Annotated in this window: 16 protein-coding genes; 8 read left to right on the top strand and 8 right to left on the bottom strand. The window is 65.6% G+C overall.

The window, feature by feature from the left end; all coding sequences use genetic code 11:
- Positions 1 to 262 precede the first annotated feature (262 nt).
- The 6 genes from ML401_RS16340 (at position 263) to ML401_RS16315 (ending at position 5,434) form a co-directional block, all read left to right on the top strand.
- Positions 263 to 415 (top strand): DUF1127 domain-containing protein, encoded by a 153-nt coding sequence (locus tag ML401_RS16340; protein ID WP_007590701.1) that lies wholly within the window; start codon positions 263 to 265, stop codon positions 413 to 415.
- 126 nt (positions 416 to 541) lie between these two features.
- Positions 542 to 1,969, top strand: a complete 1,428-nt coding sequence (trmFO, locus tag ML401_RS16335; RefSeq protein WP_285812459.1) for a methylenetetrahydrofolate--tRNA-(uracil(54)-C(5))-methyltransferase (FADH(2)-oxidizing) TrmFO — start codon at positions 542 to 544, stop codon at positions 1,967 to 1,969.
- A gap of 7 nt (positions 1,970 to 1,976) precedes the next feature.
- Positions 1,977 to 3,071, top strand: coding sequence for a serine/threonine protein kinase (locus ML401_RS16330; RefSeq protein WP_211416918.1), 1,095 nt, complete (start codon positions 1,977 to 1,979; stop codon positions 3,069 to 3,071).
- 83 nt (positions 3,072 to 3,154) lie between these two features.
- Positions 3,155 to 3,727: a CAP domain-containing protein gene (locus ML401_RS16325; protein WP_259208605.1), complete on the top strand. Its 573-nt coding sequence runs from the start codon at positions 3,155 to 3,157 to the stop codon at positions 3,725 to 3,727.
- A 91-nt stretch (positions 3,728 to 3,818) separates the two neighbouring features.
- Positions 3,819 to 4,232: a GFA family protein gene (locus ML401_RS16320; RefSeq protein ID WP_259208602.1), complete on the top strand. Its 414-nt coding sequence runs from the start codon at positions 3,819 to 3,821 to the stop codon at positions 4,230 to 4,232.
- Positions 4,233 to 4,255: 23 nt separating this feature from the next.
- The gene (locus ML401_RS16315) at positions 4,256 to 5,434 is read left to right on the top strand and encodes an aminotransferase class V-fold PLP-dependent enzyme (protein ID WP_285812458.1); all 1,179 of its coding nucleotides are present in this window, start codon (positions 4,256 to 4,258) and stop codon (positions 5,432 to 5,434) included.
- Between the two features lie 64 nt (positions 5,435 to 5,498).
- Here the strand turns inward: ML401_RS16315 and ML401_RS16310 are convergent, their stop codons facing one another.
- On the bottom strand, positions 5,499 to 5,960 hold the full coding sequence (locus tag ML401_RS16310) for a cupin domain-containing protein (RefSeq protein ID WP_285812457.1): 462 nt from the start codon (positions 5,958 to 5,960) through the stop codon (positions 5,499 to 5,501).
- 126 nt (positions 5,961 to 6,086) lie between these two features.
- On the opposite strand from ML401_RS16310, the gene ML401_RS16305 reads away from it, so the two are divergent.
- Positions 6,087 to 7,640: a winged helix-turn-helix domain-containing protein gene (locus tag ML401_RS16305; RefSeq protein ID WP_211417489.1), complete on the top strand. Its 1,554-nt coding sequence runs from the start codon at positions 6,087 to 6,089 to the stop codon at positions 7,638 to 7,640.
- 23 nt (positions 7,641 to 7,663) lie between these two features.
- Here the strand turns inward: ML401_RS16305 and ML401_RS16300 are convergent, their stop codons facing one another.
- From ML401_RS16300 to yajC, 6 genes are read right to left on the bottom strand one after another with little or no spacing between them, the layout of a single operon-like run.
- A complete protein-coding gene (locus ML401_RS16300) occupies positions 7,664 to 8,908 on the bottom strand; it encodes a threonine ammonia-lyase (RefSeq protein WP_194407993.1) in 1,245 nt (414 codons plus the stop codon).
- 45 nt (positions 8,909 to 8,953) lie between these two features.
- Positions 8,954 to 9,817, bottom strand: coding sequence for a phytoene/squalene synthase family protein (locus ML401_RS16295; protein WP_285812456.1), 864 nt, complete (start codon positions 9,815 to 9,817; stop codon positions 8,954 to 8,956).
- 7 nt (positions 9,818 to 9,824) lie between these two features.
- Positions 9,825 to 10,208, bottom strand: coding sequence for an Mth938-like domain-containing protein (locus ML401_RS16290; protein WP_212068576.1), 384 nt, complete (start codon positions 10,206 to 10,208; stop codon positions 9,825 to 9,827).
- Between the two features lie 60 nt (positions 10,209 to 10,268).
- Positions 10,269 to 11,288, bottom strand: a complete 1,020-nt coding sequence (gene secF, locus ML401_RS16285; RefSeq protein ID WP_211416911.1) for a protein translocase subunit SecF — start codon at positions 11,286 to 11,288, stop codon at positions 10,269 to 10,271.
- Positions 11,289 to 11,299: 11 nt separating this feature from the next.
- A complete protein-coding gene (gene secD / locus ML401_RS16280) occupies positions 11,300 to 12,904 on the bottom strand; it encodes a protein translocase subunit SecD (protein WP_194407989.1) in 1,605 nt (534 codons plus the stop codon).
- Positions 12,905 to 12,951: 47 nt separating this feature from the next.
- Positions 12,952 to 13,326, bottom strand: a complete 375-nt coding sequence (gene yajC / locus ML401_RS16275; protein ID WP_194407988.1) for a preprotein translocase subunit YajC — start codon at positions 13,324 to 13,326, stop codon at positions 12,952 to 12,954.
- A gap of 181 nt (positions 13,327 to 13,507) precedes the next feature.
- Between yajC and ML401_RS16270 the strand changes: the two genes are divergently transcribed.
- Positions 13,508 to 14,500, top strand: coding sequence for an ATP-binding protein (locus ML401_RS16270; RefSeq protein ID WP_259208512.1), 993 nt, complete (start codon positions 13,508 to 13,510; stop codon positions 14,498 to 14,500).
- Between the two features lie 75 nt (positions 14,501 to 14,575).
- On the opposite strand, the gene ML401_RS16265 is transcribed toward ML401_RS16270, so the two are convergent.
- Complete coding sequence (locus tag ML401_RS16265; RefSeq protein WP_285812455.1) at positions 14,576 to 15,970, bottom strand: LysM peptidoglycan-binding domain-containing M23 family metallopeptidase; 1,395 nt, start codon at positions 15,968 to 15,970, stop codon at positions 14,576 to 14,578.
- Positions 15,971 to 15,999 lie beyond the last annotated feature (29 nt).

The raw sequence follows: 15,999 nt of genomic DNA, 5'->3' as shown, positions 1-15,999 counted from the left end.
GGGGCAGCATATTTCCGCGATGATCCAGATCAAAAGATCACCCCTAAGTCCGTGATGTTACGGGTATTTGTAGCTCCCTCCGAACGCCTCTGGCTAGGTTTTAGGCGGGAGCGCCCTCCGGTTAATCGTCCGTTACCTTCGTTATGCGCTGCTCGCTTAGCTGCGTCGCAACATCGGAACTTCCGCACTGCAATACTCTCTTCTATATTCATTTCAACGATGAGGCCGACTAAGGGCTGAATCGAACTACAGGAGACTACCTATGCTGCTCTCGCTCATCCGCATGATCCAGGCCTTCCGGGACTATCAGCGCAATGTTGCCGAGCTGTCCCAGCTCAGCGATCGCGAACTGGCCGATATCGGCCTTGATCGCTCGGACATCCCGCGCGTTGCCGCCGGTCAGTATCAGGGCTGATATCGCTCAGCCCTCACCGGAACGGACCGATAGCGCCCGCCTCGTGCGGGCGTTGTCGTATCTGGTGGCAGAAAACTCGATCTCGGCGATTCCACTCTCCGCCGAAAAGCGCTACCTGTCCGCCCCATGACAGCCTCCCTATCCAAACCCGTGCACGTGATCGGCGCCGGTCTCGCCGGCTCTGAAGCCGCCTGGCAGGTGGCGAAAGCCGGCGTGCCCGTGGTGCTGCACGAGATGCGGCCGGACCGCATGACCGAGGCACATCGCACCGACGGGCTCGCCGAGCTCGTCTGCTCCAATTCGTTCCGCTCGGACGACGCCGCCAACAACGCTGTCGGTCTCCTGCATGCGGAGATGCGCCGGCTTGGTTCGCTGATCATGCGCGCCGCCGATGCCAACCAGGTGCCCGCCGGCGGGGCGCTGGCGGTCGATCGCGACGGCTTTTCCGCCGCCGTCACCAAGGCCCTCAACGACCATCCCCTGATCGAGATCGCCCGCGGCGAGGTGTCAGGCCTGCCGCCGGCCGATTGGAGCAACGTGATCGTTGCCACCGGACCCCTCACCTCCGCGCCGCTGGCCGAGGCCATCCGCGAGCTGACCGACGAGAACGCGCTCGCCTTCTTCGATGCGATCGCGCCGATCGTCCACCGCGAATCCATCGACATGTCGATCGCCTGGTTCCAGTCGCGCTACGACAAGGTCGGCCCTGGCGGCACCGGCGCCGACTACATCAATTGCCCCATGACCAAGGAGCAGTATGACGGCTTCGTCGCCGCGCTGATCGCGGGCGAGAAGACCCAGTTCAAGGAATGGGAGACCAACACGCCCTATTTCGACGGCTGCCTGCCGATCGAGGTGATGGCGGAGCGCGGCCCCGAGACGCTGCGTCACGGCCCGATGAAGCCGGTCGGTCTCACCAACCCGCATGATCCCACCACGAAGGCCTATGCCATCGTGCAGCTGCGCCAGGACAACAAGCTCGGCACGCTCTACAACATCGTCGGCTTCCAGACGAAGCTGAAATACGGCGAGCAGCAGCGCATCTTCCGCACCATTCCGGGGCTGGAGAACGCCGAATTCGCCCGCCTCGGCGGTCTACATCGCAACACCTTCCTGAACTCGCCAAAGCTGCTCGACAGTCAGTTGCGCCTGCGCGCGCAGCCACGGCTGCGCTTTGCCGGCCAGATGACGGGCTGCGAGGGCTATGTGGAATCCGCCAGCGTCGGCCTGATCGCCGGTCTCTATGCGGCCGCGGATGCGCGCGGCGAGACGCTGGTCAGCCCGCCAGGCACCACCGCGCTCGGATCGCTGCTCGGCCACATCACCGGCGGCCATATCGAGACCATCGAACCGGGCACGCGCTCGTTCCAACCGATGAACATCAATTTCGGCCTGTTCCCGCCGCTCGCGACCGTGCCGACCAAGAAGCCCGACGGCACGCGCCTGCGCGGCAACGAGAAGACGGTGGCCAAGAAGCAGGCGATGAGCGCGCGGGCGCTCGCCGATCTCGATCGCTGGATCGCCGATCACCTGCGCATCGCCGCCGCCGCGTGAGTCCAAGATGAGCCTCCCCAAAGACGACGCCGCGGCGCTCTCGGCGCGCTGGACCGAGGGCGTGCTGCTCAAGCGCGACGTGTTCTCGACCGTCGAGCGCGGCCGCTTCCGCGGCGACGGCGGCGAGGTCGACGCCGTGCTGCGCCGGCTCGACGAAGTGCCGTGGTGGTCATTCCTGCTGGCGCGTCATCTGTTCGCGCGCGAGAAGCACGCTCTGGCGCGCGCCAAGGGCCTCGATATCGGCCCCGAGCTGCTCTGGGCGGGACAGCGGGCGCTGGTGCGCGGCTTCGTCGACGGCGCCGCATTGCATCTGGCAAAGCCGCACGGCGACCTCGCCTATTTCCGTTCCGCCAAGGCGGCACTGCGCCGGCTGCGCCGTGCCGGGATCTGCCACAACGATCTTGCCAAGGAGCAGAACTGGCTGGTGGGCCGTGATGGCCGCGCCTATGTGACCGACTTCCAGCTTGCGGCCTGCTTTGACCGACGCGGCCGGCTCTATCGCATCCTCGCCTATGAAGATCTTCGACATCTGCTCAAGCATAAGCGCTCCTATGCGCCCGAGGCGCTGACCCCGCGCGAGCGAAAGATTCTCGCGAAGAAGTCCTTTGCCGCGAGCCTGTGGCTCGCCACCGGCAAGAAGGTCTATCGCGCCATCACGCGCGGCCTGTTCAACTTCACCGACCGCGAAGGCGGCGGCCGCCGGCTGGTCAATGATGCGCCGGTGCTGACGGCATTGATCCGCAAGAATCCGGCCGTGCGCGACACCGCCATCGTCGCGTTTGCCGACCGCCGCTCCGGCGTCGGTCTCTATGCGTTCGTCGAGGCGGATCAGGCCGCGCTCGAAGGCCAGTTGCGGAACGAGCTGACGGCCGCGAAGGGGCCGAAGCCCCCGGAGCACATTCAGGTCGTGCACGCGCTGCCGCGCGACACCAGCGGCAAGCCGCGCACCGAGATCCTGCAACTGGTTGCCATGAACCAGCTCGACCTGATCGAGCCGTTGATGAAGAACGACCAGGACCGCGCCTTCCTCAAGGACATCCTGGAACAGCGGAAAAACCTGCGCGACCGCTTCAACTTCGAAGCGGATCTGCCGGCAAGCTAGCGCCTTGAAGCGTCCACATTGACGATAGAGAAGCGGTCGGATCATTCGGGCGTGGCGGGATCATGGGCATTCGGGGGACGATGATGCGTCGTGTGGTTGGCGGAGTGATCGCCGGCCTACTGCTGCTGGCGGGCACGCCCGCCATGGCCGACTCTCCGGCCGAGTTGATCTCCAGCTTCCGACTCAAGCACGGTGAAGTCCGCGTCGTCCGCGACGCCACCCTGGACCGCATCGCCCTGGACCAGGCGAAGGCGATGGCGGCGAAGGACGATCTCAGCCATGACGCCCTCGGACCGTTCAACCGCCGCGTCGCGCCGGCCGGTGCGGGCCGCGCCGCCGAGAACATCGCCTACGGCTACGACAATTTCGAGAAGACGCTCGGACAGTGGATCGACTCGTCCGGCCATCGCAAGAACCTGCTGCTGCACAACGCCTCCCGCGTCGGCATCGCCAGCGCCAGGAACGCCAGCGGCAAGCGCACTTATTGGGCGATGGTGATCGCCGGCGATTACGAGCCGAAGGGCAAGGGCAAGAAGAAAGACAAAGAGCCCGTCGTTGCCGTGAAACGCGAGGTCGCGCCCGCGAGCAAGCCCAAATCCGAGTCCAAGCCCAAATCGAGCAGCTGCCACGTCAAGCTGCTCGGCCTCTGCATCTGAGACGAGCCGCCGCGCGGCATGCGCTGTTGCGTGCGCCTCTCCTGCCAGCCAATATGGCTGCGCCGCTGTCCCGATCATCCCGAGGCAACCAATGGCCAAGAAATACACAGCTCAATGCGCCTGTGGCGCCATCAAGTTCGAGTTCGACACCGACCCGAGCTTCATTGCCAATTGCCATTGCAACGACTGCAAGCGCGCCTCGGGCGGCGAGATGGCGACGTTCTTCGCAGTGCCGGAGGACGACTTCACGATCCTCAGCGGCAAGCCGAAGGCCTTTCACTACATAGCGAACTCCGGCAAGGGCCTGGATCGGAATTTCTGCCCCGAATGCGGCGCTCGGATATTCACGTCGAACCTCGACAGTTTCCCCAAGACGGTCTTCGTGCAATTGGGAAGCCTGGACCGGCCCGACCTGGTCGCACCGAAGCTCGAGATGTTCACCAAGCGCCGTCTGGCCTGGAACACGCCTCTCAACCTGCCGCAGTTCGAAGAGATGCCGCATTGACGCGGCGAGGCGGAGATCCTGACGTGATTGACCTCGACCGAATTCGTGCCGACACGCCAGCTACCAGCCGGCTCGCCTATCTTCACAACGCGGGCGCTGGCCTGATGCCGACGCCGATTGTCGCGGCGATGAAAGAACACATCGATCTCGAAAGCGAGATCGGAGGCTACGCGGCGGCCGATCGCGAGGCCGAACGGCTCGACGCGGTCTACGGCTCGGTGGCGCGCCTGCTCAATGCCGCGCCGGACGAGATCGCGCTGGTGGAGAACGCCACCGTTGCCTGGCAGATGGCGTTCTATTCACTTCCGTTTCGCAAGGGCGACCGGATCCTGACCGCCGAGGCGGAATACGCCGCCAACTATGTCGCCTTCCTCCAGGTCGCCAAGCGCACCGGCGCGGTCATCGACGTGGTGCCGAGCGATACCAGCGGCGAGCTCGACATCGGCGCGCTCGAACGGATGATCGACGATCGGGTGAAGCTGATTGCGATCACCTGGGTTCCGACCAATGGCGGCCTGGTCAATCCGGCGGCGGCGATCGGCAAGATCGCGCGGGCGCACGGCGTTCCCTACCTGCTCGACGCCTGCCAGGCCGTCGGCCAGATGGAGGTCGACGTCGAGGCCATCGGCTGTGACATGCTATCGGCCACGGGACGCAAATTCCTGCGCGGCCCGCGCGGCACGGGCTTTCTCTACGTTCGCCGCGCGCTGCTGCAACGGCTGGAGCCGCCGATGATCGACCACTTTGCGGCGCCATGGGTCTCGCGAGACGCCTATCAACTGCGGGACGATGCCCGCCGTTTCGAGACCTGGGAGAACAACTACGCGGCCCGGCTTGGGCTTGGCGCGGCCGTCGACTACGCCCTCGATATCGGCATCGCCCCGATCGAGAAGCGCTGCCGCCTGCTAGCCGGTCGTCTTCGCGGCGGCCTCGCCGCCCTTCCCGGCGTCACCATCCGCGACCTCGGCCGCACGCCGGGCGCCATCGTCAGCTTCACGATGGACGGGCACGAGGCAGACGCGATTGTCGCCAGTGCCGCCACGGCCGGCATCACGATCGGCGCTTCAGATCCGGCGAGCACGCGCATCGATGCCGAACTTCGCGCGTTGCCGCATGTGGTGCGGGCCTCACCGCATTATTACAACACGGAATCCGAGGTCGACCGGCTGATCGCGCATCTGGCGGGTTTGGCGTCCCGGTAGCAAAAAGGTGCGAGCGCGCCCGCAGCCGACCGTGAAGTCGGTTCACCATCGCGCCGTCCAGACCTCAACCTCTTGTCGTCAAAGCCGAGAGTTGGTCGGTATCGAAGCGGGCGCGCAGCTCGCTGATCGCTTTTGCATCCGGCGGTCCACTCGCCGTCAATTTGGCCAGTTCCTCGAAGTAGTGCTCGTGGCCCGGCGGCGATACGGTCATGAGCACGCGCGCGGGCTTATTGCTCGTGTTGGTGATGTTGTGCGGAACGCCGGGAGGAATGAAGAGAAAGGTCCCTGGGGTCGCCCGGACAACCTCATCCTCGACGTGCCATTCACACTCACCCTCTAACATGTAGAAGGTCTCTTCCTGCACACGATGAACGTGCTGGCCGGTGGCGAATCCTGCCGGAATTGTCCAGTCGAACATGCTCGTGTGCCTCGTGTCCTCGCCGGTCACCAAGAAGGCCATTGGATGGCCGCGCAGCATGACCCCCTCGGTTTTGCCGGGCCTACGGATGACGTGTTTTGCGGTCATGTACCCCTCCATCGATTGTTGCAATGCTCCTGACAACTACGCGATAGTGGTCCGGTGCAGCCGGAAAGTGGTGAAGCCGTTCGGAAAACGTTGCAAAAAACCTGCGAAATGTGCCCTTCTTCGACGATGGCCGCGATCCTTGAATTTGGTCCCTTTCGGCTTGATGGCGAGGCGGGGATCCTGTTCCACGGTGCTGAGCCGACCGGACTCGGCCAGCGCGCCGTACTGCTTCTGGCCCTCCTCGTCCGGCAGGCTGGTGTGCCGGTTTCGAAAGATGCCTTGATCGAAGCGGCCTGGCCCGCCCAGGCCATCGAGGACAGCAATCTCACCGTCCAGATCGCGGCGGTGCGACGCATGCTGGCGGACATCTCCGGCGAGGCGCATTGGATCGAAACGCTGCCGCGCCGCGGCTATCGCTACGTCGGTCCGGCCGTGACGACGTCCGATCCGGACCGCGCAACTGCAACACCGCAAGCGCCATTGCTGACTTTGCCCGACAGGCCGTCGATCGCAGTGTTGCCCTTCACGAACCTGAGCGGCGATGCCGACCAGGACTATTTTGCCGACGGGATGGTCGATGACATCATCACAGGACTCTCACGCATCAACTGGCTGTTCGTGATCGCGCGGAATTCCACATTCCCCTACAAGGGCCGCGCGGTGGACGTGAAGCAGGTCGGCCGCGAGCTTGGCGTACGGTACGTGCTGGAAGGCAGCGTCCGCAAGACAGGCACAATGGTCCGCATCACCGGCCAGTTGGTCGACGCGTCGACTGGAATGCACGTATGGGCCGAGCGATTTGACCGGCGGTCCGAGGACGTCTTCGCCCTTCAGGATGACATCGCATTATCTACCGTCGGCGCCATAGCTCCCAGTCTGCGGCGCGCCGAGATCAACAGGGTCAAGCGCAAGCGGCCGGACAGCCTTGACGCCTATGATCTGGTCCTGCGCGCCCAGCCGGACGTCGATTCCGGCATGCCGGCCCAGGTGACTCAGGCACTCGTGCTGCTCGAACGTGCGATCGCGCTCGAACCTGCGTACGCGCTCGCGCACGGCAATGCGGCGATGTGCCAACATTGCCTGTTTCTTCGAGCCGGTTTGCATGAGTCCAATCGCGAGGCCTCGATACGCCACGCGCGCTCGGCCATCGCCCACGGCCAGGATGATGCGCTTGCCCTCACGCTGGCGGGTTTTTCGATCGGCATGGACGGGCACGATCGCTCCGCAGCATTCACCGCGTTCGAGGCTGCGCTCGCCATCAGCCCATCATCGGCGCTGACCTACATCCTCGGCAGCGTCGTGCTCGGCTGGGGCGGAGAATCCGACCGCGCCATTGAATGGAGCGAACAAGGCCTGCGGCTCAGCCCGTTCGATCCCTGGGCTTTCGCCGCATTCGACGCCCAGGCTCTCGGGCACTTCCATCGCGGCCGATATGAGGAGGCTTGCCGCGCCGCTTACCGCTCGGTTCAGGCCAATCCTCGCCACAGCATCACCTATGTGCAATTGGCCGCGGCGCTGGCAAAGCTTGGACGACTGCAGGAGGCGAAGGCCGCAGCCGCGCGGGTGCTGGAACTACATCCGACGTTCCGCTACGGCCATCAATTTCAGGGCGTCAACTGCGCACCGGCGCTCGCCTCCTCGCTTGGCGATGCCCTGCGCGTTGCAAGCCTTCCGGAGTAACGCTCGCGGTTCAGCGTGCCGCTTCACGTGCAGCGCGCGCTCAGTCCGGATGCGCTGAGCCTGGCCATGACCTCGTCGAGATGGGCGGCGTCGCGGGTCTCGATGACGAGCTGCAGCAGCGTCGCCTTGGCCGGCAGGTCGGAGAACGTCCGCTGGTGCGAGACCTCGATGATGTTGGCGCCGGCTTCGGCCAGCAGCGCGGCCACGGCGGCCAGTTGCCCAGGCCTGTCAGGGATATCGAGCGAGAGCTGGGTCAGCCGGCCCTCCCGCGCGAGCTCGCGCGTCAGGACGGATGCGATCAGCCGCGTATCGATATTGCCGCCGCTCAGGACGAGGCCGACCTTCTGGCCGGCAAAGCGGGTGGGATCGGACATCAGCGCGGCGAGGCCGGCGGCGCCGGCGCCCTCGACCACCGTTTTCTCGATCGAGATCAGCGTCGCCACCGCGCGCTCGAGCTCGGCTTCGTTGACGAGCGCGATGTCGTCGACGAGACGGCGGACGATCTCGGTGGTGATCTTGCCGGGCGATTTCACCGCGATGCCTTCGGCGAGCGTATCGCCGCGCGCCGGCAGATTGCCGTCATGGATGGCGTTGTACATCGAGGGATAGAGCCAGGCCTCGACGCCGAGGATTCGCAGCGACGGCTTGATCGATTTCGCGGCGATGGCGATGCCGCTGATCAGCCCGCCGCCGCCGATCGGGACCACCAGCGTATCGAGCTCCGGCACCGCTCTCATCATTTCCAGCCCGACGGTGCCCTGCCCCGCGATCACCAGCGGATCGTCGTAGGGGTGGACGAAGACCATGCTTCTGGCTTCGCCGTGGCTACGCGCGAACGCGGCCGCCTCCTCCAGCGTCGCGCCGGTGACGACCACCTCCGCGCCGTGGTGCCTCGTGTTCTCGACCTTCACCATGGGCGTGCCGACCGGCATGACGATGGTGGCGGGAATGCCGAGCCGCTTGGCGTGATAGGCAACGCCCTGCGCGTGATTGCCAGCGGACATCGCGATGACGCCGCGCGCGCGCTCCTCGGCCGTCAGTGCAGTGAGGCGGTTGAGCGCACCGCGCTCCTTGAACGACGAGGTGAACTGAAGGTTCTCGAATTTGAGCCAGATCTCGCAGCCGCAGATGCTGCTCAGCGTGCGGCTGTAGCTGCAGGGTGTCTCGACGACGGCGCCGCGGATGGTGTCGGCGGCGGCATGAACGTCGCTCGGGGCAACCGGAAAACCGCTCCGGTCAGGCGATGTGGTTTGGGACAACTCAGCCATGGGACAGCATAGAGCATCCCGTGGTTCGCGGCGATAAGCCAGCCGCTATTTGGTAAATTCCCGGGAACGTGAAGCCCGCCACAATGTCCAGAGCGTACGGAGCCGTGACGTCGGCTGCACCGCGAACGGATTGCGGCCGGGCTGCGACAGGCGCCTGAGATCGGCCCCGACCTGGCTCAGCGGCAGAAATGCAGGACGCACCGCGGCCGGCACGTCGGTTAGCAGCGACAAGGCGGTTGTCAGATGCCGCTGCGCTTCGCCCGCGAGTTGCTCCAGCACGGCCCGCAAGGCCGGCGTCTCCTTGCCGGCGAACACGTCTTCCATCTGGCAGTCATGGCTCGCCAGCACCTGCTGCGGCAGGAACAGCTGCCGGCGCGAGGCATCGCGCGGCAGGTTCGCGATGATTTGCACAATGCCCTGCGCCAGACCGGCATGACGCGCCAGATGTTCGACGACCTCGGACGGTGGCGCCAGAATCCGCGCCGCCAGACCAAACAACGCCGATGAGGTCGCGGCCAGATAGCCCTCCAACGCGGTCAGCGTCGGCATCGGGTCGTTGTAGAGGTCGAACTGGTGCTCGTCGACGAGCAGCGACAGCGCCTCGACCGCCAAGTTGAAATCACGGATCGCACGCAGCAGCTCCGCTGCCACCGGGTTGCCCTCGGCGCTGCCGTGGACCATGCCCGAGAACAGATCGGTCCACCATTGAAAGCGGATCTCGCCGGGCAAGGGCTGGCTGACCTGGTCGCGGACGCGGACGATCTCGACATTGAAGGCGTAGAGCGCGAGCAGCGCGCGGCGTTCGGCGGCGGGCGCGAACAGCGTCGCGGCATAGCGCGGGAAATCATGACTACGCACGAGATCGGCGCAGAAAGTGACGGAATCGGGCGATGGCGCGGTGCTGCTCATGTGCTGTTCATGGCACCGCGATCAGCGCAGCCGCGACCCGCCGCCGTTCGCCGATCATGATGTTGTAGGTGCGCACGGCAGGCCCGGTCTGCATCGTGTCCAGCACCACCCTCTGCGCCTTTAGCGCCTGGCGCAGCTCCGGCGGCGGCAGCCAAAGCCCGGTGCCGGTGCCGATCAGGAGCGTGTCGATGCCGTTGGCGGCCGCGAACACCCGGTCCAGCGAATAGCGGTCGATCTTCGCGGGGTCCGTCACGTCCCAGGCCCAGATCGCGTCGGGCAGGCACAGCAGCGAGCCCCGGTGCGACATGCCGGCAAAGGCGAAGCCGCCCTTGCCATAAGCCTCGATCGGCGCCGAGCGCGGGAAATGCGGTGCGTTGGGATCGCCGGCCATGTGCTTCGTCCGAATGAGCCTATTGCCCTCGCCAACTCGTGCGGGGACATGCGGTTCGGATCACGCCTTGCTTTTCTTCGCCGGCGGAGCCTCGTCCTTCGCATCCTCGCGATGCTCGCCGACGCCGAGATAGATCAGGATCGGGGCGGCGATGAAGATCGAGGTGTAGGTACCGACCAGCACCACGCCGAACATCATCACCGCGGTGAAGCTGTGGATGGCGTGCCCGCCGAACAACAGCAGCGCCAGCAGCGCCAGCGTCACCGTGAAATGGGTGATGATCGAACGCGACAGCGTCGAGTTGATGGATTCGTTGAGCAGCTGCGGCATCGGCATCTTCTTGTAGCGGCGCAGCATTTCACGGATACGGTCGTAGATGACGACGGTGTCGTTGAGCGAATAGCCCAGAATGGTCAGAAGCGCGGCGATGCTGGTCAGGTCGAAATCAACCTGGCTGATCGACATGAAGCCGATCGTCAGCACGATGTCGTGCACGTTGGCGATCATGGCGCCCAGCGCGAACTGCCATTCGAACCGGAACCAGAGATAGACCAGGATCGCGATGATCGCGAGCATCAGGCCGAGCATGCCGTAGGCCAAGAGCTCTCCGGCCACGCGCGGACCGAGCACCTCGACGCGGCGGTATTCGATGGAATCGCCGAGGGCGGTGCGCACCTTCTGCACGGCATCCTGCTGCGCCTTGTCGCCGCCGGGCTGTTCGGCGACGCGGATCAAGACGTTCTCGGGGCCGCCAAACTGCTGCAGCTGGATTTCGCCAAGGCGCAAGCCGTCCAGCGTCGTGCGCATCGCCGCGATGTCGGCGGCGCCGGACTTGGCCCTCACCTCCAGCAGCGTGCCGCCCTTGAAGTCGATGCCGAGGTTCAGCCCGTGGGTGAAGAACAGCGTGATCGCGACGATCGAGAGCGCCGCCGAGATCGGGAAGCTGATGCGGCGGAAGCGCGTGAAATCGAAATGCGTGTCGTCAGGGACGATACGCAGCGACGGCAGCACGCCGAGCGCGGCGACCACGGTGAGGACGGCAATCAGGATGCCAAGCCCGATGAGAACGTAGTGTGTCACGGTCTTAGCTCCTAGATCGGCACGCTCTGCGGCCGCTTCCACCTCACCCACCCGGCGACGATGAGCCGGGTCATGGTGAAAGCGGTGAACACCGTGGTGATGATGCCGATGCCCAGCGTCACCGCGAAGCCGCGCACCGGGCCGGTGCCGATGTAGAACAGCACCGCGGCGGCAATGAAGGTCGTGATGTTGGAATCGAGGATGGTCGCCAGCGCCCGCTTGAAGCCGGCGTCGATCGCCGAAATCGCGTTGCGGCCGCCGCGCAGCTCCTCACGGATACGCTCGTAGATCAGCACGTTGGAGTCCACCGCGATGCCGACCGTGAGCACGATGCCGGCGATGCCGGGCAGCGTCAGCGTGGCGTTGAGCAGCGACAGCAGGCCGAAGATCATGGCGACGTTGATGGCCACCGCGATGTTGGCGAACACGCCGAACAGCCGGTAGGTCAGCAGCATGAAGACGACGACGAGAATCGAGCCGACGTAAGCCGCCAGCTCGCCCTTCTCGATCGAGTCCTGGCCGAGGCCCGGACCGACGGTGCGCTCCTCGACCACCGTGAGCGGGGCCGGCAGCGCGCCGGCGCGCATCAGGATCGCGAGATCGTTGGCGGACTGGACCGTGAAGCTGCCCGAGATCTGCCCCTGACCGCCGGTGATCGGCTCGTTGATCCGGGGCGCGGAGATCACCTTGTTGTCGAGCACGATCGCGAAGGGCAGCCCGACATTCTCTTGCGTGGCCTGCGAGAATTTGCGCGCGCCCGAGGTATTGAACTTGAAGCTGACGACCGGTTCGCTCGTACGCTGGTCGAAGGTCGCCTGGGCGTCGATCAAGTCGCCGCCGGCGACCAGGACCTGCTTCTTGACCACATAGGGCGTCGGTGGCGGCGACGCGCTCATCAGCAGCTCGGATTCCGGCGGCAACCTGCCCGCTTGCGCCTGGTCCGGCGACACGGTCGTGTCGACCATGCGGAATTCCATCTTCGCTGTCTCGCCGAGCAGCTTCTTCAGGCGAGTCGGATCCTGCAGGCCGGGGACCTGCACCAGGATGCGGTCGTTGCCCTGGCGCTGGATCACGGGCTCGACGGTGCCGAGCTCGTTGACGCGGCGTTCGACGATCTGGATCGACTGCTCGATGGTCTTGCGCAGACGATCGAGCATTGCGGCCTGCGGGACGGTCAGACGGATCACCCCGCCGCCGGCATCGCTGACCTCGAGGTCGCGTTGGCCGCTGGATCCCATCAGGCCGCCCAGCGGCTGAGACAATTCGCGCAGCTTTGCGAGCGCAGCCTGGACGTCGGTTTCCTTGGTGATGCGAACCTCGGCCGCGTCGTTGCGCACGACCACGCCGCCAGTGAAGCCGATCTTGGCATCACGCAGCGCCCGGCGAACGTCGTCGCGGACCTGATCGAGCCGCTCCTTCTTCACGTAGTTGGAATCGACCTCGAGCAGCAGATAGGAGCCGCCCTGGAGGTCGAGGCCGAGCACGAGGCGCCGCTGCGCCCAGGCCGGCCAGGTCTTGACCTGGGCCTCGGGGAAGAAGTTCGGGATCGCGCAGAGGCACACGATCAGCGCCGTCAGGATAATCCCGAGCGCCCTCCACCGCGTGAAATACAACATCGACTGGACCTGTCAGATCAGGAGACTTGAGATGCTCGCGGAAGCGCTCACTTCGACGAAGCGTCGTCCTTGGCGGCTTCTTTGCTATCCTTGGATTCCTTCGCCGGCTCGCCCTTGGCGCGCACCCCGGAGATCATCTGGCGCATCTGGCGCACCCGCACGCCGTCGGAAATCTCGAACTCGATCTGGTCGTCGTCGACGACCTTGGTGACCTTGCCGACGAGGCCGCCGGAGGTCACGACGGTGTCGCCGCGGCGGATGTTCTTCACGAGGTCGGCGTGGTCGCGGACCTTCTTCTGCTGCGGACGCAGAATCAGGAAGTACATGATCACGAAGATCAGGGCGAACGGCAGCAGCGACATCAACATGCTGTTGGTGTCACCGGCGCCCGCGGCCTGGGCATACGCAGGGGTAATCAGCATTCGGACGATCCTCGTGAGAACGGGGGAAAGCCGGTCAGGCCCTCAAAGGCGACCGGCTCGGTCAAATTCGCGCGGACTATAGCGGCCATTGCCCCAATTGCAACGCTGCCAGACCGGCGATTTGGCCACCTTGCGGCGGCCCCTCAGGCCCGATAAGGCTGCGTTCTCAGGAACTTCGGACATGCCCCAAAAACCAACCAAAAGCCCGGCCGGCAAAGGCCCCCGTACCCCTGCCCGCAAGCCCGCCCGCGTCGCGGCAAAACGCCCCAAGGGGACTCCCGAGGGGGCCGCGAAGGCAGCCCCGGACCTCTCCCAGGAGCGCATCGTCCGCGCGCTGGAGACCATTGCGGCGCACCTCGCAGCCCAGGCCAAGCCGGCCGCCGCGCGTGAGTCGTTCGAACGCGCGGACGCCTATGTCTGGCACCCAGACGGCCGCCTTGCGGCCGTGCCGCGGGTCAGCCGCGTCGAGCTGTTCCTGCTCAAGGGCATCGACCGGATGCGCGACATCCTGATGGAGAACACCGAGCGTTTCGCTGGTGGCCTGCCCGCCAACAACGCCCTGCTCTGGGGCGCACGCGGCATGGGCAAATCGTCGCTGGTGAAGGCCGCGCATGCCAGCATCAACGTGGAGCGCAAGCCGGCCGACAGGCTGAAGCTGATCGAGATCCACCGCGAGGACATCGAGACGCTGCCGATGCTGATGGAGAAGCTCCGCGACGCCAGCTTCCGCTTCATCGTGTTCATCGACGACCTCTCCTTCGACGGCAACGACGCGTCCTACAAATCGCTCAAGGCCGTGCTTGAAGGGGGCATCGAGGGCCGGCCCGAGAACGTCATCCTCTATGCCACCTCGAACCGCCGCCATCTGCTGGCGCGCGACATGATCGAGAACGAGCGCTCGACCGCGATCAATCCCGGCGAAGCCGTCGAGGAGAAGGTGTCGCTGTCCGATCGCTTCGGCCTCTGGCTCGGCTTCCACCGCTGCAGCCAGGACGAATACCTCGCCATGGTGCGCGGCTATTGCAGCCATTTCGGCGTTGAGGCCGGCGACGAGGCGCTGGAGCGCGAGGCGCTGGAATGGTCGACCACCCGCGGCTCCCGCTCGGGCCGCGTCGCCTGGCAGTTCGTGCAGGAACTGGCGGGCCGGCTAGGTGTCAAACTGAAGACGAACTAGCGGAAGCCGTCGACCCAAAACGAGATCGCCCGCTTTCGCGGGCGATCTATTTACGAGCGACAATTTGGCGGCGCCTCACGCCCCGTTCAGGAATTGAAGCGGGTCAACCGGGCTCGATCCCTTGCGGATCTCGAAGTGGAGCTGCGGCGACGCCACCTCCCCGGATTGACCCGACTTGGCAATGACCTGACCGCGCTTGATGGTATCGCCGCGCTTCACCATCAGCTCACTCGCATGGGCATATGCGGTGACGTAGCCGTTGGAGTGCCGAACCAGGACCAGATTGCCGTAACCTTTCAGCTCGTTGCCGGAATAGGCAACGACGCCATCTTCGGCCGCCTTGACGGGCGTCCCCTCGGGCACCGCGAGATTAATGCCGTCATTGGACTTGCCGTTGGTCTTGGCGCCGTAGCTCGTGACCACCTTGCCGCGCACCGGCCAGCGGAAGGTCGGCAGCGCGCTGGTGGTCTCCGCAGCCTTCGCCGGGGCCTCGGCGGGCTTTTCTTCGATCGTGGTGGTGGCCTGGGCGAGGCGCGCGCTCTGCACGGGTGCGCCGGCTGCGGCCATCTTCGTGACGGGCGCGGAAGCGGCAGCAACGGGCTGCAGCGTGCCAGCCACCGGAGCATGTGCGACCGGAGCTGCGGCCACCGGCGCCGCGAGGGCAGCGGTCTTTGCGCCCGGCACATTCAGCCTGGTGCCGAGCTTGAGCTTGGCCGACGGATCAAGACCGTTGGCGCGGGCAAGCTCGGCCGACGAGATATGGTTCTTGCGGGCAATGCTGGCGAGGGTGTCGCCATGATTGACGAAGTGGGTGCTTGAAGGCGCCGCCATGGCGGCAACCGGCTTCGCAGCAGGCGCCATCGCGGGAGCTGCCGCGACCGGGGCCATCGCCGGCGCAGCGGCCGTGGCCGGATGCGGAATGATCAGCTGCTGGCCGGGCGAAAGCGCGCGCGGGCCCTTGTAGCCGTTGGCGGCAAGGATCGCCTGCGGCGTGACGTGATAGCGCTTGGCGAGCACGTCGAGCGTGTCGCTGGTCCCGACGATGATCTTGGTCCCGCCAGTCGGCTGAGCGGCCGCAACGGAGCGCGGCGGCACTGTGGCCGTGGTCTCCAGATGCGGCTGCGCCGGCGGCGCGTAGGAGCTGACACCGCGCCCGCCTCCGGACACCCCTCCACCTGCGGCAACGGGATAGGATTGCGGCGCGGACACCGCCGGCGGCGGCAAGGGCTGCGACTGATAATAGCCGGACTGGGTCTGCGGCCGCGCATATTGCGGCAGCTCACGGGGCTGCGGCGGCGGCGCTTGCTGCACCGAGCCGGTCTGGTCCGACGCGAAGGGATTGGAGAAGTTCGACTGGGACAGCCGCGACGACATGTCGGCGCTGCACCCTGCGAAGCTGAAGGAAATCAGCGCCAGCACCGCGACCTGCGGCACGCGGCGCGAGTAAAGCAACTCGGCGACAGCGGACATGGTTACTCACTCGTACGCAACAGAACTGG

Origin of the sequence: Bradyrhizobium sp. 62B (assembly GCF_030272265.2) — a bacterium.
In the GTDB taxonomy this organism is placed as follows: Bacteria; Pseudomonadota; Alphaproteobacteria; order Rhizobiales; family Xanthobacteraceae; genus Bradyrhizobium.
This window is presented reverse-complemented; position numbering and strand designations above follow the sequence as displayed.

Excerpts from the sequence above, each read along its gene's own strand:
- ML401_RS16340 (WP_007590701.1), top strand. The coding sequence starts at position 263 with ATGCTGCTCTCGCTCATCCGCATGATCCAGGCCTTCCGGGACTATCAG.
- trmFO (WP_285812459.1), top strand. The coding sequence starts at position 542 with ATGACAGCCTCCCTATCCAAACCCGTGCACGTGATCGGCGCCGGTCTC.
- ML401_RS16330 (WP_211416918.1), top strand. The coding sequence starts at position 1,977 with ATGAGCCTCCCCAAAGACGACGCCGCGGCGCTCTCGGCGCGCTGGACC.
- ML401_RS16325 (WP_259208605.1), top strand. The coding sequence starts at position 3,155 with ATGCGTCGTGTGGTTGGCGGAGTGATCGCCGGCCTACTGCTGCTGGCG.
- ML401_RS16320 (WP_259208602.1), top strand. The coding sequence starts at position 3,819 with ATGGCCAAGAAATACACAGCTCAATGCGCCTGTGGCGCCATCAAGTTC.
- ML401_RS16310 (WP_285812457.1), bottom strand. The coding sequence starts at position 5,960 with ATGACCGCAAAACACGTCATCCGTAGGCCCGGCAAAACCGAGGGGGTC.
- ML401_RS16305 (WP_211417489.1), top strand. The coding sequence starts at position 6,087 with ATGGCCGCGATCCTTGAATTTGGTCCCTTTCGGCTTGATGGCGAGGCG.
- ML401_RS16300 (WP_194407993.1), bottom strand. The coding sequence starts at position 8,908 with ATGGCTGAGTTGTCCCAAACCACATCGCCTGACCGGAGCGGTTTTCCG.
- ML401_RS16295 (WP_285812456.1), bottom strand. The coding sequence starts at position 9,817 with ATGAGCAGCACCGCGCCATCGCCCGATTCCGTCACTTTCTGCGCCGAT.
- ML401_RS16290 (WP_212068576.1), bottom strand. The coding sequence starts at position 10,208 with ATGGCCGGCGATCCCAACGCACCGCATTTCCCGCGCTCGGCGCCGATC.
- secD (WP_194407989.1), bottom strand. The coding sequence starts at position 12,904 with ATGTTGTATTTCACGCGGTGGAGGGCGCTCGGGATTATCCTGACGGCG.
- yajC (WP_194407988.1), bottom strand. The coding sequence starts at position 13,326 with ATGCTGATTACCCCTGCGTATGCCCAGGCCGCGGGCGCCGGTGACACC.
- ML401_RS16270 (WP_259208512.1), top strand. The coding sequence starts at position 13,508 with ATGCCCCAAAAACCAACCAAAAGCCCGGCCGGCAAAGGCCCCCGTACC.
- ML401_RS16265 (WP_285812455.1), bottom strand. The coding sequence starts at position 15,970 with ATGTCCGCTGTCGCCGAGTTGCTTTACTCGCGCCGCGTGCCGCAGGTC.